The organism is Plantibacter sp. MMLR14_011 (assembly GCF_001865025.1).
Classification (GTDB): domain Bacteria; phylum Actinomycetota; class Actinomycetes; order Actinomycetales; family Microbacteriaceae; genus Plantibacter; species Plantibacter flavus_A.
On record NZ_MJGW01000017.1, the window covers coordinates 471,634 to 494,231 of the forward strand.

General features: G+C 70.0%; 18 protein-coding genes and 1 riboswitch. Of the genes, 9 read left to right on the plus strand and 9 right to left on the minus strand.

Features of this window, described 5'->3' with window-relative positions; genetic code table 11:
- Window positions 1-67 precede the first annotated feature (67 nt).
- From BIU99_RS10640 to BIU99_RS10650, 3 genes are read left to right on the plus strand one after another with little or no spacing between them, the layout of a single operon-like run.
- Window positions 68-970, plus strand: a complete 903-nt coding sequence (locus BIU99_RS10640; protein WP_071261110.1) for a hypothetical protein — start codon at window positions 68-70, stop codon at window positions 968-970.
- Window positions 967-3,378: an SDR family oxidoreductase gene (locus BIU99_RS10645; protein ID WP_083397294.1), complete on the plus strand. Its 2,412-nt coding sequence runs from the start codon at window positions 967-969 to the stop codon at window positions 3,376-3,378. The genes BIU99_RS10640 and BIU99_RS10645 overlap by 4 nt, the downstream gene beginning before the upstream one ends.
- A complete protein-coding gene (locus BIU99_RS10650) occupies window positions 3,368-4,162 on the plus strand; it encodes a hypothetical protein (RefSeq protein ID WP_056007527.1) in 795 nt (264 codons plus the stop codon). The genes BIU99_RS10645 and BIU99_RS10650 overlap by 11 nt, the downstream gene beginning before the upstream one ends.
- A gap of 71 nt (window positions 4,163-4,233) precedes the next feature.
- Here BIU99_RS10650 and BIU99_RS10655 read toward each other — a convergent pair whose 3' ends face one another.
- The 6 genes from BIU99_RS10655 to rsmI form a co-directional block, all read right to left on the minus strand.
- Window positions 4,234-5,172: a 4-(cytidine 5'-diphospho)-2-C-methyl-D-erythritol kinase gene (locus BIU99_RS10655; RefSeq protein ID WP_064296493.1), complete on the minus strand. Its 939-nt coding sequence runs from the start codon at window positions 5,170-5,172 to the stop codon at window positions 4,234-4,236.
- Between the two features lie 40 nt (window positions 5,173-5,212).
- On the minus strand, window positions 5,213-6,280 hold the full coding sequence (gene mgrA / locus BIU99_RS10660; RefSeq protein WP_064296494.1) for an L-glyceraldehyde 3-phosphate reductase: 1,068 nt from the start codon (window positions 6,278-6,280) through the stop codon (window positions 5,213-5,215).
- 9 nt (window positions 6,281-6,289) lie between these two features.
- A complete protein-coding gene (rsmA, locus tag BIU99_RS10665; RefSeq protein ID WP_071261112.1) occupies window positions 6,290-7,141 on the minus strand; it encodes a 16S rRNA (adenine(1518)-N(6)/adenine(1519)-N(6))-dimethyltransferase RsmA in 852 nt (283 codons plus the stop codon).
- A gap of 75 nt (window positions 7,142-7,216) precedes the next feature.
- The gene (locus tag BIU99_RS10670; protein ID WP_071261114.1) at window positions 7,217-8,122 is read right to left on the minus strand and encodes a TatD family hydrolase; all 906 of its coding nucleotides are present in this window, start codon (window positions 8,120-8,122) and stop codon (window positions 7,217-7,219) included.
- Window positions 8,119-9,699, minus strand: coding sequence for a methionine--tRNA ligase (gene metG, locus BIU99_RS10675; RefSeq protein WP_071261115.1), 1,581 nt, complete (start codon window positions 9,697-9,699; stop codon window positions 8,119-8,121). Before metG ends, BIU99_RS10670 begins: the two co-directional genes overlap by 4 nt.
- Window positions 9,700-9,740: 41 nt before the next feature.
- Entirely contained in the window at window positions 9,741-10,598 is an 858-nt protein-coding gene (rsmI, locus tag BIU99_RS10680; protein WP_071261117.1) for a 16S rRNA (cytidine(1402)-2'-O)-methyltransferase, read from the minus strand.
- A 68-nt stretch (window positions 10,599-10,666) separates the two neighbouring features.
- Between rsmI and BIU99_RS10685 the strand changes: the two genes are divergently transcribed.
- On the plus strand, window positions 10,667-12,229 hold the full coding sequence (locus tag BIU99_RS10685; RefSeq protein ID WP_229938717.1) for a dolichyl-phosphate-mannose--protein mannosyltransferase: 1,563 nt from the start codon (window positions 10,667-10,669) through the stop codon (window positions 12,227-12,229).
- A gap of 13 nt (window positions 12,230-12,242) precedes the next feature.
- A complete protein-coding gene (locus BIU99_RS10690) occupies window positions 12,243-13,262 on the plus strand; it encodes a YeiH family protein (RefSeq protein WP_071261120.1) in 1,020 nt (339 codons plus the stop codon).
- 28 nt (window positions 13,263-13,290) lie between these two features.
- On the opposite strand, the gene BIU99_RS10695 is transcribed toward BIU99_RS10690, so the two are convergent.
- Window positions 13,291-13,614, minus strand: coding sequence for a multidrug efflux SMR transporter (locus tag BIU99_RS10695; protein ID WP_071261259.1), 324 nt, complete (start codon window positions 13,612-13,614; stop codon window positions 13,291-13,293).
- A 14-nt stretch (window positions 13,615-13,628) separates the two neighbouring features.
- Window positions 13,629-13,692, minus strand: a riboswitch (guanidine-III (ykkC-III) riboswitch).
- Window positions 13,693-13,800: 108 nt separating this feature from the next.
- On the opposite strand from BIU99_RS10695, the gene BIU99_RS10700 reads away from it, so the two are divergent.
- From BIU99_RS10700 to BIU99_RS10710, 3 genes are all read left to right on the plus strand, one after another.
- Complete coding sequence (locus BIU99_RS10700; protein WP_071261122.1) at window positions 13,801-15,090, plus strand: O-acetylhomoserine aminocarboxypropyltransferase/cysteine synthase family protein; 1,290 nt, start codon at window positions 13,801-13,803, stop codon at window positions 15,088-15,090.
- A gap of 151 nt (window positions 15,091-15,241) precedes the next feature.
- A complete protein-coding gene (locus BIU99_RS10705) occupies window positions 15,242-15,733 on the plus strand; it encodes a CoA-binding protein (protein WP_371263794.1) in 492 nt (163 codons plus the stop codon).
- Between the two features lie 119 nt (window positions 15,734-15,852).
- Window positions 15,853-19,128: a BTAD domain-containing putative transcriptional regulator gene (locus BIU99_RS10710; protein WP_083397296.1), complete on the plus strand. Its 3,276-nt coding sequence runs from the start codon at window positions 15,853-15,855 to the stop codon at window positions 19,126-19,128.
- A gap of 24 nt (window positions 19,129-19,152) precedes the next feature.
- Here BIU99_RS10710 and BIU99_RS10715 read toward each other — a convergent pair whose 3' ends face one another.
- The gene (locus tag BIU99_RS10715; RefSeq protein ID WP_064296503.1) at window positions 19,153-19,968 is read right to left on the minus strand and encodes an ABC transporter permease; all 816 of its coding nucleotides are present in this window, start codon (window positions 19,966-19,968) and stop codon (window positions 19,153-19,155) included.
- Window positions 19,965-20,978 carry an ATP-binding cassette domain-containing protein gene (locus tag BIU99_RS10720; RefSeq protein WP_064296504.1) on the minus strand — a complete coding sequence of 338 codons (1,014 nt, stop codon included), beginning with the start codon at window positions 20,976-20,978 and terminating at the stop codon, window positions 19,965-19,967. The genes BIU99_RS10715 and BIU99_RS10720 overlap by 4 nt, the downstream gene beginning before the upstream one ends.
- A 179-nt stretch (window positions 20,979-21,157) precedes the next feature.
- Here BIU99_RS10720 and BIU99_RS10725 point away from each other — a divergent pair, with 179 nt between their 5' ends.
- Entirely contained in the window at window positions 21,158-22,531 is a 1,374-nt protein-coding gene (locus tag BIU99_RS10725) for an L-serine ammonia-lyase (protein ID WP_071261125.1), read from the plus strand.
- The last annotated feature ends 67 nt before the right edge of the window (window positions 22,532-22,598 follow it).

Consider the following 22,598-nt stretch of genomic DNA (forward strand, 5'->3'; position numbering starts at 1 on the left):
ACGCTACGCGTTGCGTATCGTTGCAAGCTACAGTGATGAGGTCGGATCGTCACGGAACGGAGACGCCATGGTGAACCGGGATTCGCCGCGCGGAACAGCACCCGCAGCCCTCGAGGACGCGGAGCAGGAGAGCGCCATGCTGCGGCCTGCCCACGGGTTCAGCGTCCGCGACTACGCGAAGTCCGCCGTCGGCAGTCGTCGCAAGGAGATCGACGCCGAGGCGTTCGCCGAAACGCCGCTGAGTGCTGAGACGGTCGCGCTCCTCCGGGCCCTGTCGGACATCGAGCGCGCGACCATGCAGTACCTCCGCGGAGTGCTCGTCACCCCCACCCACAAGGACGCCAGGGTCACCGCGTTCCTCATCACCTGGGCGTACGAGAAGTACTGGATCACCGACACCCTCGACACCGTGCTCAAGGCGAACGGGACCCCTCGCGACAAGACGCGTTCGACGGGTCTCCGCCGCACCGTCCACGGCGTGCGCGACCGCTTCGCGCCCATCGGCCAGGCCCTCGTCGCGAACGTGCTCGGCGAGGACATCATCGCCTGGCACATGACGATCGGGACGATCGACGACCTCATCACCCACGCGGCGTACCGCACGGTGCGCGAGCGCGAACCGCACCCCGTGCTCGACCGTCTCATCGACGAGATCCTGGAGACGAAGGCCAGGCACCTCGATTTCTTCACCGCACAAGCGAGCGACCGCCTCGCCGCGTCGCCCCGTGCGCAGGGCATCACCCGTCGCCGCATCCGGAACGCCGTGTGGCCCACCGGCTCCGATGCGAACGGCCCCCGACAGACGGCACGGTTCGCCGCGCTCGTGTTCCGCAGTACCGCCACCTGGAGCGACCCCGCCGTCCTCGGCATCGACGCGTCGATCGACGCGCTGCCCGGTCAGTCGGGCCTCCATCTCGCCGCAAGACTTGCCCGCCGCGGACGCCGCGGCAGCCTCGAGGAGAACCGATGACCGACACCCCCACGCCAGACGCCGAGCAGCCCGACACGCAGGAGCCCGAGGCTCAGCAGCCAGCCGCTGAGCAGCCCGCCACCGTCCCGGACGCCCTCGACGGCGCGCACGTGCTCGTCACCGGCGGAACCGGTTTCCTCGGTCAGGCGGTGCTCGAGCGCCTGCTCGCCGATCACCCGACCACCCGTGTCAGCCTGCTCATCCGGAAGAAGGGGTCGGTGCGCGGAAGCGACCGTCTCCAGACCCTGCTCCGCAAGCCGGTGTTCAAGGCCTGGCGCGAACGCGTCGGCGCTGAAGCCGCTGCGGCGATCGTGGCCGAACGCGTCAGCGTGATCGAGGGTGGCCTCGACGAGATGGCACTGCCGGCCGACCTCGACGTCGTCATCCACAGCGCGTCGACCGTCTCCTTCGACCCGCCGATCGACGAGGCCTTCGCCACGAACGTCGGCGGCGCGACCACCCTGTACGCGGCGCTCGCGAAGAGCGGCGCGACCCCGCACGTCGTCCACGTCTCAACCGCCTACGTCGGCGGCACGCGGAAGGGCATCCAGCCGGAACGCAGCCTCGCACACGACGTCGACTGGCGCGTCGAGGCCGAGGCAGCCCGCTCGGCGCGCGTCCGCACCGAGGAGTCGTCCCGTCGTCCGGAGGTCCTGCGCAAGCTCATGCAGACCGCCCGCCGCGAGCACGGCAAGGCCGGCCCCCAGGCCGTCTCGAACGCCGCCGAGGCCGCACGCATCGCCTGGGTCGACGCCCGACTCGTCGCCCACGGCCGCGCACGCGCCGAGAGCATCGGCTGGACCGACGTCTACACCTTCACGAAGGCCATGGCCGAGCGGGTCGCCGAAGAGCGCTGGGCCGGCGAGGGCAACCGACTCTCCGTCGTGCGCCCCTCGATCATCGAGAGCGCGCTCGCGCACCCCTTCCCCGGCTGGATCGACGGCTACAAGGTCGCCGACCCGCTGATCATCGCCTACGGCCGCGGGCAGCTGCCCGATTTCCCGGGCCTCCCCGACAGCGTGCTCGACATCATCCCCGTCGACTTCGTCGTCAACGCGATCCTCGCTGCTGCGCAGACCCCGCCGGAGCCGGCTGCGGCGCGCTACTTCCACGTGAGCTCAGGAGCCAGCAACCCGCTGCCGTTCCACAAGATGTACGCGAACGTGCACAGCTACTTCACCGAGCACCCGATCCCGGCGGACGCCGGCGACATCAGCGTGCCGACCTGGAACTTCCCCGGCGGGCGCGCGATCGAGCGCTCCATCGACCGGCGGCAGAAGGCGACGACGGCTGCCGGCCGGGTCGTCTCCCACCTGCCGGCGAACGCGACCACCCGCGGGTGGCAGGACCGGATCCGCAAGGCGTCGAGCGACCTCGGCTCGCTCCGCGACTTCACCGGGCTCTACCGCTCCTACGTGCAGAGCGAGATCGTCTTCGACGACCAGCGCACCCGTGCCCTGCACGCCTCGCTGACGCCCGAGCAGCAGGCGGACCGCGGGTTCGACGTCACGACGATCGACTGGGACGACTACTTCCAGCGCATCCACTTCCCCGCCGTCACGACCCTGACCCGCGCCTTCGCCAACCGCAAGGCGGGCGCCGCGAAGCAGCAGAAGATCCTGCCCGTGCGCGACGACGTCCTCGCGGTGTTCGACCTCGAGGGCACGGTGCTCGCCTGGAACCTCATCGAGCAGTACCTCTGGCTGCGGCTCGCCGCGACCTCGCGGTCGCGCTGGCCCATCGAGATCGCTGCACTCGGCGCGTCCATGCCGGGGTACATCGGTGCTGAACTCCGCGACCGCGGTGAGTTCATCCGCACGTTCATGCGTCGCTACGAGGGCGTCGACGTGGCGCAGCTCGAGAAGATCGTCCGGGGCGGCTTCGGCAAGGCCGTCCGGTCCCGCCTCCTCCCCCAGGCGCTCGAGCAGATCGCCGCGCACCGGGCAGCCGGTCACCGGACGATCCTCGTCACCGGCACCATCGACCTCATGACGGCTCCGCTCGAGCCGTTCTTCGACGAGGTCGTGGCCGGGGCGATGCACGCCGAGAACGGACGCCTCACGGGCTACCTCGACAGCCCGCCGCTCGTCGACGAAGCGCGCGGCGCCTGGCTCACCCAGTACGCCGAGCAGCACGGCATGGACCTCGCGCACTCCTACGGCTACGGCGACTCCCATGCGGACGCCGCCTGGCTGCAGCTGGTCGGGAACCCGGTCGCCGTCAACCCCGACCACACCTTGTACAAGCTGGCGCAGGCCGGGCGGTGGACGGTGCGAGAATGGGCACGAACCACCGGAGGCGTCCGCTCCGAAGACGAACTGACCCGCGCACCGCGCCCCGCACAGCCGAGAGGAGAGCGGACGGCCGAGGACACGATCCCCGACCGCCCCACCGCACATGGCGTTTGACATCGACAAGTTCACCGAGACGAGTGTCTCGGTGAACTGGAGCGACCTCGACTTCGACGAGTTCAAGACGAACCCGCTCCCCGCTTCCACCCTGCGCAGCCTGCGCTACATGTGCGACATCGAGTACCACACGGTCTGCTATCTGCGCGACATGCTCATGACGCCGTCCCATGAGGACGACGAGGTCGGCGCGTTCATGACGATGTGGAACCGTGAAGAGTTCTGGCACGGGGAGGCGCTCGCCGCCGTCCTCGCCGCCCACGACATCACGGTCGACTTCGACGAGCTCAAGGCGACGCGCCTGAAGCTCGGCTGGAAGGACCGTCTCGACCCCATCAAGCAATCGATCCTCGGCAACCTCGTGGGCACCGACTTCATCGCGGTGCACATGAGCTGGGGCGCGGCGAACGAGTGGTCCGCGACCGCCGCGTACACCCGCCTCGCGCAGTTGGAGCGGCACCCGGTGCTCTCGGTGCTCCTCAAGCGGATCGCGAAGCAGGAGACGCGTCACGTGGCGTTCTACGCGAGCCAGGCCAGGGCACGCCTGGAGTCGTCGAAGAGCGCACGTCGACTCACCCGGTTCCTCCTCCGCAAGGTATGGGGCCCCGTCGGTTCCGGCGTCATGCCCGACTCCGAGGTCACACACGTCATGGGACACCTCTTCGGCGACGAGGACGGCCTGGCCGAGGTGCGCCGCATCGACGGGCACATCGCGAAGCTCCCCGGCATGGAGGGGCTCACGATCATCGAGAACTCGCTCCGCGTGCGCGGCGTCGCTGCCTGAACCGCACCACCTCGGACAGCAGCCCCGGTCGGATCTCCGACCGGGGCTGCTTCGTTCATGCGGGCCGTGTCTCAGCTCTGCGAGACGATGCGGGCGCCGTGGACCGGCCCGTGGGCTCGGATGACCTTCAGCCCGGACGAGGCGAGCGTCACCTGCAGTTCGACGGCGTCGTCGGTGTCGGCCGCCAGGAAGGCGATCGTCGGCCCGGAGCCGGAGACGAGGCTGCCGAGGGCGCCCTGCGAGTCGCCGAACTCGAGCACCTCGCCCAGCACCGGGCGCAGCTGCAGCGCGGCGGCCTGCAGGTCGTTGTAGAGGACCTCGCCGAGGAGGTGGGCGTCGCCCGCCCGCAATGCCTGGAGCACCGCGGCGTCGACCGTCGGCTGACGACCGGACGGCGAGATGTCGAGGATGTGCCGCGCCCGGTGGGCGTCGAGCTCCTGGTAGACCTGCGGGGTCGACATCCCGAAGTCGGCGAGGGCGAGCACCCACTCGAACTGCCCCTTGGCCAACGCACTGCTCAGTTGGTCGCCGCGGCCGGTGCCGACCGCGGTGCCGCCGAGCAGCGCGAAGGGAACGTCCGCGCCGAGGCGCGCCGCCAGCGCCAGGAGGTCGTCGCGGCTGCGTTCGGTCCCCCAGAGGGCGTCACAGGCGAGCAGCGTGGCCGCCGCGTCGGCTGAGCCGCCGCCCATCCCGCCGGCGACCGGGACGTGCTTCTCGATCTCGAGCCGGACACCGCCGCGGTACCCCGTCCGGCGCGCGAGGGCCTTCGCGGCGCGGATAGCGAGGTTGCTCGTGTCGGTCGGCACACCCGAAACGTCCACCGAGCCGGAGAACGACACGCTGAAGTCGTCGGCCGGGTACGCGTGCACGTCCTCGTACAAGGAGATCGCCTGGTACGCGGTCGCGACGTCGTGGTAGCCGTCGTCCATCACTTCGCCGACTTTGAGGAAGACGTTGATCTTCCCCGGTGCTCGCACGTGGACGTGCTTGAGGATGGCCTCGGTGGTCATTGTTCCAAGTTAGTCGATCGAGCAGGCGCCTCAGACCGCGTCACTTGTCGGAGGAGTCCGCCCAGATGTTGACGTCGGCGCCCTCCGCGAGTCGGTCGATCTCCTCGAGCTCCTCGGTCGTGAACGCAGGGCCGTCGAGCGCCGCCAGGTTCTCGTCGAGCTGCTCGGGGCGGGAGGCACCGATGAGGGCGGAGGTGATCGCCGGGTTGTTCAGGACCCAGGCGAGCGACATCTGCGCGAGGGTCTGGCCACGCTCCACGGCGATGTCGTTGAGGGACCGGAGGCGGGTCGCCATCTCCTCGCTCACCTGGCGGTCGGGCAGGGAGGGACGGTTCGTCGCACGTTCGGCCGGGCCGTCGCCGAGGTACTTGTCGGTGAGCAGGCCCTGCGCGAGTGGCACGAAGGCGATCGCGCCGAGACCGGTCTCGGTCAGCACCTCGGTGAGGCCGTCCTCGACCCAGCGGTTGAGGATCGAGTACGACGGCTGGTGGATCACGAGCGGCGTGCCGAGCTCGCGAGCGACGGCGTGCGCGGCGGCGGTCCGCTCGGCCGAGTACGAGGAGATGCCGACGTACAGGGCCTTGCCGGAGCGCACGATCGCGTCGAGCGCGCCCACGGTCTCCTCGATGGGCGTGACCTCGTCGACCCGGTGCGAGTAGAAGATGTCGACGTAGTCGAGACCCATCCGCTCGAGCGACTCGTCGAGGCTCGCGGTCAGGTACTTCTTCGAACCGAAGTTGCCGTACGGGCCTGGCCAGAAGTCGTAGCCGGCCTTCGAGGAGATGATGAGCTCGTTGCGGTACGGACCGAAGTCCTCGCGCATCATGCGACCGAAGTTCGTCTCGGCGGAACCGTAGGGCGGACCGTAGTTGTTCGCGAGGTCGAAGTGGGTGATGCCGTGGTCGAACGCGTGGCGCAGCAGCGCGCGCTGCCCGTCGAACGGCCGGTTGTCGCCGAAGTTGTACCAGAGGCCGAGCGAGATCGGCGGGAGGAAGAGGCCCGAGGTGCCGACCTGGCGGTAGTCGTTCCGCGCGTAGCGGTCGTCCGCCGCAGCGTACGGGCGATGGATGTCGGGGACGTTCAGCGGGAATCGAGCATCAGCGGTCATGCGCCAACGTTATCGTCCCGCACGCACGATCGACAGGAAGTCGTGGACCGTGAGCTCCTCGCCGCGCGCCGTCGGCTTCACCCCGGCGGCCTCCATCTGCTCCGTCGCGGCCTGGGAGCTGCCGAGGACGCTCCCGAGAGCCTGCCGGAGCATCTTGCGACGCTGCTGGAACGCCGCGTCGATGAGCGCGAAGGTCTTGACACGCTCCTCCTCGGTGCCGATGACGTCGCTGCGTCGCTCGAATCCGACGAGCACGGAGTCGACGTTCGGGATGGGCCAGAACACCTGCCGACTCACCTGGCCGGCGATGCGCCACGCGCCGTACCAGGCGGCCTTCGCGCTCGGGGCGCCGTAGACCTTGCTCCCCGGGACGGCGGCGAGTCGGTAGCCGACCTCGGCCTGCACCATGACGACACCGGCCGTCAGCGAGGTGAAGTGCTCCAGGAAGTGCAGGAGGACGGGAACGGAGATGTTGTACGGCAGGTTGGCGACGAGTCGGTTGGGCTGCGCGGGGAGTTCCTCGATGCGCATCGCGTCCTCGTGGACGACCGACAACCGGTCGATCATGCCCGGTGCCATCTCCCCCACGGTGAGCGGCAGCTGCTTGGCGAGCCGACCGTCGATCTCGACGGCGACGACGCTCGCGTCGGCCTCGAGCAGGCCGAGGGTCAACGAGCCGAGGCCGGGGCCGATCTCGACGACGACGTCGCCCGGAGCGACGTGCGCGACCGACACGATCTTGCGGACGGTGTTCGCGTCGATGACGAAGTTCTGACCGAGCTTCTTCGTCGGCGTCACGTCCAGCAGGGTGGCGAGATCTCGGATCTCGGCGGGGCCGAGCAGGGCGACGGAGGCGGTCATCCCTCCAGTATCCCTGATCGCGGAGCCGGTCCTGGTCGGGCGACGGGCGCGCGGCTCGGTGAGGAGCTCAGACGCTCAGTCGGCCCAGGAGCCGTAGACGCGCTCGGTGTTCGTCGCGAGCTGCGTCGCGAACGCGGCGAGGTCCTCACCCAGGTGCTCCGCCATGCCGCGCACCGTGTACGGGAGGAGGTACGGCGCGTTCGGCCGACCGCGGAACGGGGCGGGCGTGAGGTAGGGCGCGTCGGTCTCGACCATGATCAACTCGCGGGGCATGATCACGAGCGCCTCACGCAGCGGTGCGGCGTTCTTGAACGTCACCGTCCCGGCGAAGGAGGCGTACCAGCCGTGCTCGGCGCACAGCTCGGCGAGCTCCGGGCCGCCCGAGAAACAGTGGAAGACGGTGCGTTCCGGAGCGCCCACCCGCAGGAGCGTCTCGACGACCTCGTCGTGGGCGTCGCGATCGTGGATCTGCAGCGCGACACCGTGGCGCTTCGCGATGGCGATGTGCGCTTCGAACGACGCGAACTGCGCCGCTCGGCCGTCCTCCTCGGTGCGGAAGAAGTCGAGGCCGGTCTCGCCGACGGCGCGGACGCGAGGCTCCGCCGCCAGACGGTCGATCTCGGCCAGCGCCTCGTCCAGGGTGCCCGCGCGGTCGAGGTCCGGCGCGTCGTTGGGATGGATCGCGACCGCCGCGAGCACACGGGGGTCACGAGCGGCGATCGCAGCCGACCAACGGGAGGTCTCGACGTCGGTGCCGACCTGCACGATGCCGCGGACCCCGACGGAGGCCGCACGGTCCAAGTGCTCCGACGGGGTCAGCGGGGCGTCGCCGTCGGCGTGCTCGAGGTGCGTGTGGTTGTCGTAGACCGCGACCGGCAGCGCCTCAGGTGCCTCAGGGTAGCTCAGCTGCTTCCGCTCCCCCGCTTCGCGCTGCCGCAGGTGCGGTGTGGCGGCCGGATCCGGCGCGACGCCTCCGCTCATTCGGCGACGGCCTCGATCCGCGGGAACAGGGGCTCGAGCCCTGCCACCGAGGTGCCGGCGGGCAGCTGCCCCCAGGTGCCGACATCGCCGATGCGCTGTGCCCCGAGCTCGCCGAGGGCGGCTTCGGCGCCGAGGGCGGACCACAGCTTGGTGGTCGCCTTCGGGACGAAGGGGTGGAGCAGGACCGACAGGGCGCGCAGGCCCTCGACCGCCGTGGCGAGCACGGTGCCGAGCCGCTCCCGCTTGGCCTCGTCCTTCGCGAGCGCCCACGGCTCCTGCTCGGTGATGTAGCCGTTCAGCTCGTCGACGATCCGCCAGATGGCAGCGAGCGCGTCCTGGATGGCGAGGCGCTCGATCGCGGCGTCGGCGTTGACTGCAGCGCGAGCGACCGTCTCCTGGATGGCAACATCGGCCGGTTCGGCAGGGCCACTCGCCGGCACGACGCCGTCGAAGTACCGCGTCACCATGGCGAGCACGCGCGACGCGAGGTTGCCGAAGCCGTTCGCGAGCTCAGCCTGGTACCGCGCGGAGAGGTCCTCCCAGCTGAACGAACCGTCCTGCCCGAAGGCGATGGCGCGCATGAAGTAGTAGCGGAACGCGTCGGAGCCGAAGGTGTCGGTGATCTCACTCGGTGCGATACCGGTGAGCTTCGACTTCGACATCTTCTCGCCGCCGACGAGCAGCCAGCCGTGACCGAAGACCCGCTTCGGTACCTCGAGCCCGGCGGCCATGAGCATCGCCGGCCAGATGACCGCGTGGAACCGCAGGATGTCCTTGCCGACGATCTGCGTGGCGGGCCAGCGCTCGGCGAACGCCTCCTCGTCGGAGCCGTACCCGGCGGCGGTGATGTAGTTGAGCAGGGCGTCGAACCACACGTAGACGACGTGGCTCTCGTCCCACGGGACCTTGATGCCCCAGTCGAAGGTCGAGCGGGAGATGGACAGGTCCTTGAGCCCCTGGCGCACGAACTGGATGACCTCGTTGCGCGCCGACTCCGGCTGCACGAACTCCGGTCGCTCCTCGTAGAGGGCCAGCAGGCGCTCGGCGAAGTCGCTCATGCGGAAGAAGTAGTTGCTCTCCTGGAGCAGTTCGACCGGCTTCGAGTGGATCGCGCACACGAGCTGCCCGACGTACTCGCCGGTGCCCTGCACGAGGTCGCTCTCCTGCTTGTACTCCTCACAGCCGACGCAGTAGTACCCCTCGAACTCACCGGTGTAGATGAAGCCGGCGTCGTACAGACGCTGGAGGAAGAGCTGGACGTTCTGCTCGTGCCGTTCGTCCGTCGTGCGGATGAAGTCGTCGTTCGAGATGTCGATCGTGTCGAGCAGCGGGTACCAGGACTCGCTGACGAGCTTGTCGGCCCACTCCTTCGGCGTCACGCCGTTCGCGGTCGCCGTGCGCAGGATCTTCTGGCCGTGCTCGTCGGTCCCGGTCAGGAACCAGGTGCGGTCGCCGGCCTGACGGTGCCAGCGCGCGAGGACGTCCGCGGCCACCTCCGTGTAGGCGTGCCCGATGTGCGGGGCGTCGTTGACGTAGAAGATGGGCGTGGTGATGTAGAACGAGGTGCCGTCGGCCATGGGGTCAATCCTAGGACGAGCGGGCGTCGCCACCGTGCCTGTTACGGTGCGGGACGCACCTTCGCGTCCGGCGACGCCTTCGGGGGCCGGGCTGCGAGAGCCGCCTGGTACAGGTCTCGCTTCGAGAGGCCGGTGGCCTCGGCGACCTCGTTGGAAGCGTCCTTCAGGCGCGTGCCCGAGGCCACGAGCGCGAGCACCTGCTCGAGCGCGGTGGCCGGATCGGCTTCGACGGCCTCCGCACCGGCGATGACGATGCAGATCTCGCCCTTCACACCGCCGGACGCCCACTCGGCCAGTTCAGCGGCCGTCCCCCGCTTGACCTCCTCGAACAGCTTGGTGAGCTCACGGCACACCGCCACGCGACGATCGGCTCCGAGCACGGAGGCGATGTCCTCGAGGGAGGATGCGAGTCGGTTGGGCGATTCGAAGAACACCATCGTGCGCGGCTCGGTCGCGAGCGCTCGGAGGCTGCTGCGTCGATCGCCCGGTTTCCGCGGGAGGAACCCCTCGAAGGTGAAGCGGTCCGTCGCGAGACCGGACACGGCGAGCGCCGTCACGACCGCCGACGGCCCGGGGATCGCGGTGACCTGGACGTCTGCGGTCGCCGCCGCGTCGACGAGGTGGAAGCCGGGGTCGGACACGGTCGGCATGCCGGCGTCGCTGAGCACGAGGACGTCGGTCTCGCGGGCCAGTTCGACGATCTCGGCCGCACGTTCGCGCTCGTTGTGGTCGTGCATGGCGATGAGCCGCGGCCGCGATTCCACACCGAGGGCGCGCAGCAGGTGGATGGCCGTCCTGGTGTCCTCGGCGACGATGACCTCAGCCGCGGCCAGCGCCTCCCGGAGTCGTGGCGACGCATCGCCGAGGTTGCCGATGGGGGTCGCTCCGAGGATGATCACCGGACCAGTCTCCCATCCGGTCGGGGTGGTTAGATGAGACGGTGTCGGTCGATCTTCTGGAAGCCCCTGTGACGGGATCCCGCCTCGACCGCTGGTGGGAGCGGATGCTCCGCACCGAGCGCCGCAGGAAGCTCTGGATCTGGGGCGGCCCGGCCGCCGTGACGCTCCTCGCGTTCGTGCTGCGGTTCTGGAACCTCGGTCACCCGCACTCGCTCGTCTTCGACGAGACCTTCTACGTGAAGGACTCGTGGTCGCTGTGGCTGAACGGCTACGAGAGCACCTGGCCGGACGGGGCGGACGAGGGCTTCGCGAACGGCGACGCGGGCAGCCCGAGCACGAACCCCTCCTACGTCGTGCACCCACCGCTCGGCAAATGGCTGATCGCGCTCGGCATCGCCGTGTTCGGCATCGACGACAGCACCGGGTGGCGCATCTCCACCGTGATCGCCGGAACGCTCGCGGTCCTGCTCGTCACGCTCATCGCCAAGCGGTTGTTCACTTCCTCGATCCTCGCCGTCCTGGCCGGGTTCCTGTTCGCGATCGACGGGCACGCGATCGTCATGGCCCGGGTCTCGCTGCTCGACAACTTCGTCATGTTCTTCGTGCTGGCGGGATTCGGCGCGATCCTGTTGGACCGGTCGTGGCACGCGTCACGCCTGGCGGCGAAGGTCGCGTCAGCCCGGGCGAGGGGCGCCGATCCGGCCTGGGGTCCCGTCCTCTGGTGGCGGCCGTGGCTGCTCGCCGCAGGGGTCGCGTTCGGCGCGGCCACCGCGGTCAAATGGAACGGACTGTACTTCCTCGCCGCGTTCGGCGTGTACGTGATCGTCACAGATCTCCTGCTCCGACGCCGACTGGGCCTCAGCCTGTGGGCGAGCGCGGCGGTCCTCAAACAGGGCCCCGTGTCCTTCGTGACCCTCGTCCCCGTGGCCGCCGTCGTGTACCTCGCCAGCTGGACCGGGTGGATCAGGACGTCCGGCGGGTACGACCGCCAATGGGCCGACGCGGTGGGCAACGCCTGGACCGGCACCTTCGCGTGGGTCCCCCACTGGTTCCAGAGCCTCCTCCACTACCACCAGAGCGCCTACAGCTTCCACGTCGGCCTCAGCACCCCGCACCCCTACGCCGCGAACCCGCTCGGCTGGCTGCTCATGATCCGGCCGACGAGCATGTACTACCAGTCCCCCGCCACCGGGACCGACGGCTGCGCGTGGGACGCCTGCTCCTCCGCGATCACCTCGATCGGCAACCCGCTCATCTGGTGGGGCGCCGCCGTCGCGCTCGGGTACTGCGTCTACCGGCTCGTCCGGTACCGCGAGTGGCAGGTCGGGCTCATCGTCCTCGGAGTCGCAGCGGGGTACCTGCCCTGGCTGCTCTACCTGAACCGGACGGTGTTCCAGTTCTACACGATCGTCTTCGAGCCGTACCTCATCCTGGCCCTCGTCTTCGCGATCGGGAAGATCCTCGGGTCCCGCGACGACCCGGAGGAACGACGGTTCGCCGGCGTCGGCGTCATCGGGGTGTTCGTGACCATCACGACGCTGTTGAGCATCTTCTGGTATCCGCTCTGGACCGCGATCACGGTGCCCTACTGGTTCTGGCACCTGCACGCCTGGTTGCCGTCATGGGTGTGACGGGAGGACGACGATGAAGGCGCTCCCAGGGGTGCTCGCCGCCGGTGCCGCGGCGCTCGCCGCCCTGGGCCTCCACACCCTCCTGCCGGTCGTCCCGCTCCTGACCGCGAGCGTCCTGCTCGGCATGGTGGTGGGCCAGCTGCCGCCGTTCCAGCGGCTCGCGGCGGGCGTCCTGAAGCCGGGACTCGGGATGAGCGCGAAGCGGTTCATGCGGATCGGTGTCGTCCTGCTGGGGCTGAAGCTGAGCCTCGTCGACATCGCCGGCCTGGGGTGGGTCACGCTCGCCACCACGGTGGCGATCGTCGTCGTCACCTTCTTCGTCACCCTCTGGCTCGGCCGGAGGCTCGGGCTCGCGGGCCCCGAACCGCTCCTCATCGCCACGGGCTTCTCCATCTGCGGCGCCTCCGCGATCGGCGCGATGAGCGGTGTCGTGAAGGCGAAGGACGAGGAGCAGGCGACGCCCGTCGCGCTCGTCACGCTCTGCGGGACCCTCGCGATCTTCGTCCTCCCGGCGCTCCGCGGCCCCCTCGGTCTCAGCGACGAGCAGTTCGGCCACTGGGTGGGGGCGAGTGTGCACGACGTGGGTCAGGTCGTCGCGACCGCCCAGATCGCCGGCACGAGCGCACTCGCGATCGCCGTCGTCGTCAAGCTCACCCGCGTCGTACTCCTCGCCCCCATGGTCGCCGCCGCCGCGACGATCGAACGCCGCCGACTCCTGGCGGTGTCGGCCGGCGCCGGTGCGCAGGTCGACACCGACGGAACCGCGACCGCAGCCCGACCACCGATCGTCCCGCTCTTCGTGGCGGGCTTCATCGCCGCGGTGCTCGTCCGAACCCTGCTCCCGGTGCCCGAGCTCGTCCTCGACCTCGCCGACGGCGTGCAGACCGCACTGCTGGCGATGGCGCTCTTCGCGCTCGGTGCCGCGATCCGCGTCCGCACACTCGTCACCACCGGGTGGCGCGCGCTCGTCGTCGGGCTCGTCTCCTGGCTCCTCATCGCGGTGCTCGCGCTCGGAGCGGTGCACCTGGCCTGAGGCAGGCGCGCGTGTCCGACCAGTGTGACTAGTGCTCGCCGCCCACGATCTTCAGGCCGATGACGCAGCCGATGAGCCCGAGGATGAGGAGCACCTTGACCAGCGACAGCTGCTCGCCGCCGAAGGTCATGGCGTAGCCGACGGTGAGCGCTGCGCCGATCCCGACCCAGACCGCGTAGGCGGTGCCCACCGGGATGTCGCGCATGGCCCAGGCGAGTCCGGCCATGCTGAGCACGAGCGCCCACGCGAACGTCACGGTCGGCCAGAGCTTCGTGAAGCCCTCGGACTTGCCGAGCGCGGTGGCCCAGACGGCTTCCAGGACACCGGACGCGATGAGTACGATCCACGACATGACGATCACTCCAAAGTGGTCAGTCTTGTCGCGTTCCGGGTACTGCGCCCTCGTCCGGCAGCCCGATCAGGGCTGTGCACCACACGATACGCCGACGCCCTGGGCAGGCCCTGTGCAGTGCGGTCGAATGCGACGCAATGTTGCAGCACGGTGAAGCGCTCGACGGTGCTCCGGTAGCGTGAACGCATGGCAGATCGTGAGTATGGCTTCCGCACGCGTGCGATCCACGCGGGCAACATCCCCGACCAGGTGACCGGCGCACGGGCGCTGCCCATCTACCAGTCGAGCGCCTTCGTCTTCGACGACACCGCCGACGCCGCCGCCCGCTTCGCCCTGCAGAAGTACGGGAACATCTACTCCCGCCTCGCCAACCCGACGGTCGCGAGCTTCGAGGAGCGCATCGCCAGCCTCGAGGGCGGCCTCGGTGCCGTCGCGACCGCCTCCGGTCTCGCCGCGCAGTACATCACCTTCGCCTCGCTGGCCGGACAGGGCGACCACATCGTCGCCTCGGCCAACCTCTACGGCGGCTCGATCACGCAGCTCGACGTCACCCTCCGCCGGTTCGGTATCGAGACCACCTTCGTGCAGTCCTCCGACGCCGCCGACTACGCCGCCGCCATCCAGGAGAACACGAAGCTCGTCTTCGCCGAGACGGTCGCGAACCCCTCGGGTGAGATCGCCGACATCGAGGGCCTCGCGGACGTCGCGCACGCGCACGGCATTCCGCTCATCATCGACTCGACCATCGCGACGCCCTACCTCAACCGCCCGATCGAGTGGGGTGCCGACATCGTCACGCACTCGGCCACCAAGTTCCTCGGCGGCCACGGAACGACCCTCGGCGGTGTCGTCGTCGAGAGCGGGCGCTTCGACTGGAACACCGACAAGTTCCCCCTGTTCGGCCAGCCCGTCCCGAGCTACGGCGGCCTGCAGTGGTCGGGCAACTTCGGCGAGTACGCCTTCCTCACCCGGCTGCGCGCCGAGCAGCTCCGCGACATCGGTCCGGCGCTCGCACCGCACTCGGCCTTCCTCCTCGCCCAGGGAGTCGAGACGCTGCCGTTCCGGATCCAGGCCCACGTCGACAACGCGCGGATCGTCGCCGAGTGGCTCGACGCCGACCCGCGCATCGCCGCCGTCAACTGGGCCGGACTCCCGGATCACCCGCACCACGAGCGCGCGGACAAGTACCTGCCGAAGGGGCCGGGCTCGGTCTTCAGCTTCGAGGTGAAGGGTGGCCGTCAGGTCGGCCAGAAGCTCATCGAGTCCGTCGACCTCGCGAGCCACCTGGCGAACATCGGCGACGCGAAGACGCTCATCATCCACCCCGCATCGACGACGCACGCGCAGCTCTCCGACCAGCAGCTCGTCGACGCCGGTGTGCTGCCGGGCATCGTCCGGCTGAGCGTGGGCATCGAGGACCCGGACGACATCATCTACGACCTCGACCAGGCGCTCGCCGCCGCGGTGAAGGAGTAGTGGCATGAGCACTTCGACAAGCTCAGTGACCGGTGAGGGCGCGACCGTGAACGGTGTGGACGCGACCGTGACCGACCAGGACACGACCGAGACGGTCCGGCTCACCAACGGCCTCACCTGCGCGCTGCCCGCCGATTCGCCGCTCGCGAAGCTGCTGCGTTCGCAGCGCACCTGGGCGGGCCCCGACGCGAAGGCCCGTCTGAAGCTCCTCCGCGAGGCGAAGTCCGTCGCGATCGTCGGCGCCTCCCCGAACCCGGCGCGTTCCTCGTCCTTCGTGGGCACCTACCTCCAGCAGTCGAGCGACTTCAGGATCTACTTCGTGAACCCGAACGCTACGGAGATCCTCGGACAGCCCGCCTACCCCGACCTCGCCTCCCTGCCGGAGGTACCCGACATCGTCGACGTCTTCCGCAAGGCGAGCGACATCCCCCAGGTCATCGACGAGGTCGTCGCCGTCGGAGCTCCGACCGTCTGGGTGCAGCTCGGCATCTGGAACCAGGAGGCAGCCGAGTACGGAGAGTCGAAGGGCCTGAACGTCGTGATGGACCGCTGCATCAAGGTGGAGCACGCCCGGTTCCACGGTGGACTCCACCTGCTCGGCTTCGACACCGGCCAGATCACCGCCCGCAAGACCCTGCGCTGACGCCTCGGTTCCCTGAACTCGTCGGCAGGTCGCACTCCGACAGGCTCAGTGACCGGGGACGGCTCAGTGACCGGGGACGGCTCGGCGGTACGGGATACAGCCCTGGATACACTCGTGACGTGCCTGCGTCGAACCTCCGAGTGACCGTCCTGGGGCCGGTGCTCGTCGAGGGACGCACCGGTCGGCTCGTCGAGCCCGGCGGCCGGCTCGCCAAAGCGCTGGTGACGATCCTGGTGCTCGCGGACGGGCGCGCCGTGTCGACGGCCGCCCTCATCGACGAGCTGTGGGACGACGCACCGCCCGCGGGTGCGAAAGCTGCACTGCAGACCCTGGTCTCACGGGTGCGCGCCGTGTCGGCACCCGACCTCATCGACTCCTCGGCCGCCGGCTATCGACTGTCGATCGACCAGTCCCTGGTCGACCTCCACGTCGCAGCGCGGGCGGCCGACGCGGCGTCGACGGCCATCCGCGCCGCAGACCCGGACACCGCCGACATGCTCGCCCGGGACGCGCTCCTCCTCTGGACGGGTGATCCCGGCGCTGAACTGGACGGTCCGATCGGCGAGGAGCTGGTGCAGCGCGCGGCACGGCTCCGTGACGAGCTGCGGCGGGTGCGCGCCCAGAGCCGCCTCGAGCTCGGCGACGGTGCAGCCGTCATCACCGACCTCGAGGCCCTCGTCGCCGCCGACCCGCTCGACGACGCCACCCAGCTGATGCTCTTCAACGCCTACGCGCAGAGCGGACGTCGCTCCGACGCGATGCAGCTCTTCGCCGATCACCGTCACCGGCTCCGCGACGAGCTCGGTGCCGACCCGACGTCGGCACTGGTCGCGGCGCACACGGCGCTCCTGCAGGACGCCGTCGAGCCGTCTCCGCCGGTGGCCACTCCGGTGACCACCCGGGTCTCCAGCATGGTGCTCGGGCTCCGGACGGCGCCGAACGAACTCCTCGGTCGCGACACCGACCTCGACGCGATCGGCACGCTCGTGTCCGAGGTCCGCCTGACCACGATCCTCGGCCCCGGTGGCCTCGGGAAGACCAGACTCGCCCAGGAGGTCGCCCGGCGTGCCACCACGACCACACCAGGCGTCGTCGTGGTGGAACTGGCGAGCGTGCGGGACCCGGACGATCTGCCACTCGCGGTCGCGACCGCACTCGGCATCCGCGAGGCTCCGACCCCGCGTCGGCTGAGCGAAGCGATCATGGTGCAGCCGGTCGAACTGCGCGAGCGCATCATCGACCGTCTCTCGGAACGGCCGACGCTGCTCGTGATGGACAACTGCGAGCACCTCGTGGACGCGGCGGCACGTTGGATCGCCGATGCGCTGGCCTGGGCCGGCGGCCTCCGCGTCCTCGCGACGAGTCGGAGCCCGTTGTCGATCGCCGCCGAGCACGTCTACCAGCTCGACCCGCTGGACGCCGCCGTGGACGGCACCGACCTCGAACACGCGGGCCCGGCGGTGCGGCTGTTCGTCGAGCGCGCCCGCGCCGCCCGTCCAGGTCTCCATGTGCCACTCGACGTCGCGGCGCGTCTCTGCGCGAAACTCGACGGGCTGCCGCTGGCGATCGAACTCGCGGCGGCGCGCACCAGATCCATGTCGGTCGAGGAGATCGAGCGACGACTCGGGAACCGCTTCACCCTGCTGACCGCCGGTGATCGCAGTGCTCCTGAGCGCCACCGCACCCTCCTCGCCGTCATCGACTGGAGTTGGAACCTCCTGGGCGAGCACGAACGTGTCGTCCTCCGTCGCATGTCCAGATTTCCCGACGGCTTCGATCTGGAGGCGACTGCAGCGCTCGCCCCCGAGGTCGAAGTCGTGGAGGCGCTCGACGCGCTCGTCGGCCAGTCGTTGCTCACCGTGCAGGACGACCCGGCCACCGGGACCGTCCGATTCCGGATGCTGGAGACGGTCCGCGAGTTCGGCGCGATCAAGTCCGCCGAGGCGCACGAGGACGACCTCGTACTCGACCGCACGCGGACATGGGCGGTCGCACTGGCCGAGACGCTCCTCCCCGCCATGCAAGGGCCTCGACAGGTGGCGGCGTTCGCGCGCCTCGCCGTCGAACAGGACACCCTGGTGGACGTGCTCCGCGGGGCCGTCGCGGAGGATCGCGCCGATGTCGTCGCCCCGGTCTTCGCAGCACTCGCCCTCTTCTGGACGATCCGCAGCGCGCATCAGGAGGTCCTGGTCTTCGGCGCGGCCGTCCTCGACGTGCTCCGCCACCAGGACCCGGAGTCGGTGTCGACCGACACCCCCGCCATCGCCGTCGCCATCATCACCGTGACGTTCCTCGCCACCGATCCCCGCACGTCCGCGCGGGCGATCGGCGTCCTCCGCCGACTCGAACGGGCGCGGACGACACAGGCCCCACGGATGCGCGCGATGGTCAGCCTGTTGCTGGCCGCGGGTCGCCCCGAACGCGCGGAGGCCCTCCTCCGCGAGTACTCCCGGTCGACCGACCCGCACGTCGCGAACCTCGGAAACCTCATGTCGGCACAGGCGGCGGAGAACGACGGCGACCCCCGCGCCGCCGAAGCGGCCGCCCTGCGCGCGAACGACCTCTCGCTCACGCTCGGAGATGTCTGGGGCGCCGCCATGAGTGCGCACATGCTCGCCCAACTGCACAGCCAGAACGACGAGCCGGAGGAGGCGCTCGTCTGGGCGGCCCGCGCTGCCGAGGGGCTGACCGCGATCGGTGCCGAAGCGGACCTCCGTCAACTCGAGTGGCTGATCGCGATCGGCGACATCGCCCGTGGTGACCACGCCGCCGCCGCCACCGTGCTCGACCGGTTCCTCTCGGACGACGTCTCGTTCTCCGCGTTCGCCCCGCTCCCCGAACGCCGGTCGATCGGCTGGGCCGGTCTCGCCGAGATCGCGCGGGCCCAGGGCGACGCCGCACGGGGAGCCGAGCTCTACGGGAAGGCGCTCGTCGCGTTCGCTCCGGGTGAGTCGCGACGATCGCCGTGGTTCACCCTCGTCGGCTCCGCCGCGATCGCCGCCGCCGTGCTGGACGGCGTCCCGGATGCCACCGAGGTCCAGCGTCTCGTGCGGCGGGTCCGCACCCGCACCCTCGCGCTGGGACGCCTCCTCCCGAACCGGTTCGACCGACCGGTGCTCGGTTCCACCGTCGTCGCCCTCGGCGCCTGGTACGTCCGCTCGGACGACGACGAAGTGCGATTGGTCGGCGCCGAGCTCGTCGCGCTCGCCAGTGCGCTCGCCTCCCGTCAGGACATCCCATCGCTCGTCCGCACACCACACGAGGCAGCAGCGGCGGCGCGCCTCACAGCGACCGAGCGCGACCGCCTCGCCGAGCGGACCCTCCCCCTGCAGGCGCACGAGAGCGCCGCCAGAGCGTTCGAACTGCTCGGCAGTCCTGCCCTGGCGGCGCGCTGATCGGTCGCTGCGGTCGTCTCGTCGTCAGGCGCGGCGCATGTACGCCCGCACGGTGAGCGGTGCGAAGACCGCCACGATGACGGCGGCACCGAGGAGCGCCAGCCAGGCGTCACCGCCGAAGACACCCGTGTTCGCGAGGTCGCGGACCGCGGTCACGAGGTGCGAGACGGGGTTCACGTCCACGAAGCCCTGGAGGAAGCTCGGCATCGTCTCCGGGTTGACGAAGGCGTTCGAGAGGAACGTCAGCGGGAACAGGACGAGGAAGGAGATGCCCTGCACGCTGCTCGCGCTCCGGGCGATGACCCCGAAGAACGCGAAGATCCAGCTGATGGCCCAGGCGCAGACGATCACGAGGAGGCCGGCGAGAGCCACGAAGCCGATGCCGCCCTCCGGTCGGTACCCCATGACGAAGCCCATCGCGAAGGTGAGCGTCGTGGCGATCGTGTAGCGCACCGTGTCGGCGAGGAGGGCACCGGCCAGCGGTGCGATGCGGGCGATGGGCATCGACTTGAAGCGGTCGAACACGCCCTTGTCCATGTCCTCGCGGAGCTGGATGCCGGTCACGACCGAGGTCGTGATGACGGTCTGGACCAGGATGCCCGGGATGATGATCGGCAGATAGCTCGCGACGTCGCCGGCGATCGCGCCGCCGAAGATGTACGTGAACATCAGCGTGAAGATGATCGGCTGGACCGTCACGTCGATCAGTTGCTCGGGCGTGCGCTTGATCTTGAGCAGTCCGCGGTACGCCATGGTGAAGGAGTTGCGGACCGTCTGCGAGAGGCTGACGTGGTTCCGGAGCGACCGGTCTGCGGCCGGGGTGATGGTGATCGTGCTCATGCGTGGACCTGCTCTGCGGTGTCGAGGGAATCGGTGTCGGACACGGCGTCGGCGTCGTCCGCCTCGACGCCGTGCCCGGTGAGGGTGAGGAAGACCTCGTCGAGCGTCGGCTTCTGGACGCTCATCTCCGCGAGCCGGATCCCGGCTTCCCGGAGCGTGATGAACAGGTCGGTCACGGCGTCGGGGTCGCGCATCGGGGCCGTGATGCGGGTGGCCTCCGGCGACACGACGGTGTCCACGCCGAGGACGCTCGAGATGACCCGTCGCGCATCCTCCAGGTCGGCGGGGTCCGCGAGCCGCAGCTGCAGCGACGACTCGCCGACGGAGGCCTTCAGCTCGTCGGAGGTGCCCTCGGCGACGACGAGACCGCGGTCGATGACGGCGATCCGGTCGGCGAGCTGATCCGCCTCGTCGAGGTACTGGGTGGTCAGGAGGACCGTCGAGCCCGTCGCGACCAGCTGGCGGATCGTGTCCCACATCTGCGCGCGGGTCCGCGGGTCGAGGCCCGTGGTCGGCTCGTCGAGGAAGATGAGGGGCGGCTGGGCGATGAGGCTCGCCGCGAGGTCGAGACGACGACGCATGCCGCCGGAGAACTTCTTCAGGGGTCGCGACGCCGCGTCGCTCAGGCCGAACTCCTCGAGGAGTTCCGCGCTCTTGCGCTTCGCCTCCGCGCGGCCGAGTCCGAGCAGTCGCGAGAAGATGACGAGGTTCTCGGTGGCCGAGAGGTTCTCGTCGACCGACGCGAACTGCGCGGTCACGCCGATGAGCTGGCGCACGACCTGCGACTCCCGCTGGATGTCGTGACCGAAGACGGTGGCGGTGCCGGCATCAGGACGCAGGAGCGTCGCCAGCATGCTGATGGTGGTGGTCTTGCCGGCGCCGTTTGGGCCGAGGACGCCGTAGACGGTGCCGGTGCGGACCGAGAGGTCGACGCCGTCGACCGCCCGGTTGTCGCCGAAGGTCTTCACGAGGCCGTGGGCTTCGATCGCCCAGTCGGAGCTGATGCTCATGCGGATGCCTTTCGAAATCAGGTGTGGACCGCCGGTGGGCGACCCGGACAACAGTGTGGGCGGGGGCACTCACGGAGCGCTCACCTGCCGCTGACACCCGCTGACGTCCGCTGACACCGCACCCGGCGCTGAAGACGCTTAGAGTGAAAGGAGCCAGTCGCACCGAAGGGGGTCGTCCAGTGACCGCATACGTGTCCGCGTTCGACCTCTTCTCCATCGGGATCGGGCCGTCCAGCTCGCACACGGTCGGACCGATGCGGGCGGCCCTGGCCTTCGCCACCGGGCTCGCGGACGACGGACTGCTCGACCGGGTCGACCGCGTCACGTGCTCGTTGTACGGATCGCTCGGCGCGACCGGCATCGGCCACGGCACCCCCGACGCCGTCGTCGCGGGACTCCAGGGGCTCACCCCCGAAGGGTGCGATCCTGCCGAGGTCCGACGGGCCTGGAGCGATCACCCCGACGGCGCTCCGCTCACGCTCGCCGGGACGCGGGCCATCGCGTTCTCGAAGGACGACGTCTCGTTCGTACCCAGGACGAGGCTGCCGGGCCACCCGAACGCCATGACCCTCCACGCCTGGGACCAGCGGAGCGACCTCCCCGTGCGCTCCGAGACGTACTACTCCGTCGGCGGCGGCTTCATCCGTCGTGACGGCGACGACCCGAGCACGGTGCTGCCGTCGACACCCGTGCCGATGCCGTTCCGGACCGCTGAGGCGCTCATCGGGCTCTGCGACGAGACGGGACTCCCGATCGACGCGATCGCGAGACGCAACGAGGAAGCCCTGCGGCCAGCCGTCGAGGTCGACGCCGGCCTCGACGCCATCTGGACGGCCATGCACGAGTGCGTGACCGCCGGGCTCGCCGACACCGGCACCCTCCCGGGCGGTCTCGGCGTCAAGCGCCGGGCACGTGCCGTCCGTGAGCGCCTCGACGTGGCCGAGGCCGAGAGCGGGCGTGAGCTCCCCACGGAGTGGCTGCACGCGTTCGCCCTGGCGGTCAACGAGCAGAACGCCTCCGGCGGGCGGGTCGTGACCGCGCCCACGAACGGGGCCGCGGGGATCATCCCGGCCGTCGGGAGCTACTACCTGCGGTTCGTGCCGGGCGCCTCGCTCGACGGTATCCGTCGCTACCTGCTCACCGCGACCGCCATCGGCTCGCTCTTCAAGGCGAACGCGTCCATCTCCGGGGCCGAGGGCGGCTGCCAGGCCGAGGTCGGCTCGGCCTGCGCCATGGCCGCCGGTGCCCTGTGCGCCGTCCTCGGCGGCACACCGCGTCAGGTCGAGAACGCCGCGGAGATCGCGATGGAGCACCACCTCGGCCTCACGTGCGACCCGGTGGGCGGGCTCGTCCAGGTCCCGTGCATCGAACGCAACGCGATCGCCTCCTCGACGGCCGTCAGCGCCGCACGGCTGTCGCTGCACGGCGACGGGACGCACCTGGTGTCGCTCGACACCGTGATCGAGACCATGCGCCAGACCGGCGTCGACATGTCGACGAAGTACAAGGAGACGAGCGAGGGCGGTCTCGCGGTCAACGTCATCGAGTGCTGAACCCCGGCGTCGTGTGACCGCGTGTTGCCGACCACCGTGGTCATCCGGGCCGCGGCCTCCTACGGTG

Excerpts from the sequence above, each read along its gene's own strand:
- BIU99_RS10640 (WP_071261110.1), top strand. The coding sequence starts at position 68 with ATGGTGAACCGGGATTCGCCGCGCGGAACAGCACCCGCAGCCCTCGAG.
- BIU99_RS10645 (WP_083397294.1), top strand. The coding sequence starts at position 967 with ATGACCGACACCCCCACGCCAGACGCCGAGCAGCCCGACACGCAGGAG.
- BIU99_RS10650 (WP_056007527.1), top strand. The coding sequence starts at position 3,368 with ATGGCGTTTGACATCGACAAGTTCACCGAGACGAGTGTCTCGGTGAAC.
- BIU99_RS10655 (WP_064296493.1), bottom strand. The coding sequence starts at position 5,172 with ATGACCACCGAGGCCATCCTCAAGCACGTCCACGTGCGAGCACCGGGG.
- mgrA (WP_064296494.1), bottom strand. The coding sequence starts at position 6,280 with ATGACCGCTGATGCTCGATTCCCGCTGAACGTCCCCGACATCCATCGC.
- rsmA (WP_071261112.1), bottom strand. The coding sequence starts at position 7,141 with ATGACCGCCTCCGTCGCCCTGCTCGGCCCCGCCGAGATCCGAGATCTC.
- BIU99_RS10670 (WP_071261114.1), bottom strand. The coding sequence starts at position 8,122 with ATGAGCGGAGGCGTCGCGCCGGATCCGGCCGCCACACCGCACCTGCGG.
- metG (WP_071261115.1), bottom strand. The coding sequence starts at position 9,699 with ATGGCCGACGGCACCTCGTTCTACATCACCACGCCCATCTTCTACGTC.
- BIU99_RS10690 (WP_071261120.1), top strand. The coding sequence starts at position 12,243 with ATGAAGGCGCTCCCAGGGGTGCTCGCCGCCGGTGCCGCGGCGCTCGCC.
- BIU99_RS10695 (WP_071261259.1), bottom strand. The coding sequence starts at position 13,614 with ATGTCGTGGATCGTACTCATCGCGTCCGGTGTCCTGGAAGCCGTCTGG.
- BIU99_RS10700 (WP_071261122.1), top strand. The coding sequence starts at position 13,801 with ATGGCAGATCGTGAGTATGGCTTCCGCACGCGTGCGATCCACGCGGGC.
- BIU99_RS10715 (WP_064296503.1), bottom strand. The coding sequence starts at position 19,968 with ATGAGCACGATCACCATCACCCCGGCCGCAGACCGGTCGCTCCGGAAC.
- BIU99_RS10720 (WP_064296504.1), bottom strand. The coding sequence starts at position 20,978 with ATGAGCATCAGCTCCGACTGGGCGATCGAAGCCCACGGCCTCGTGAAG.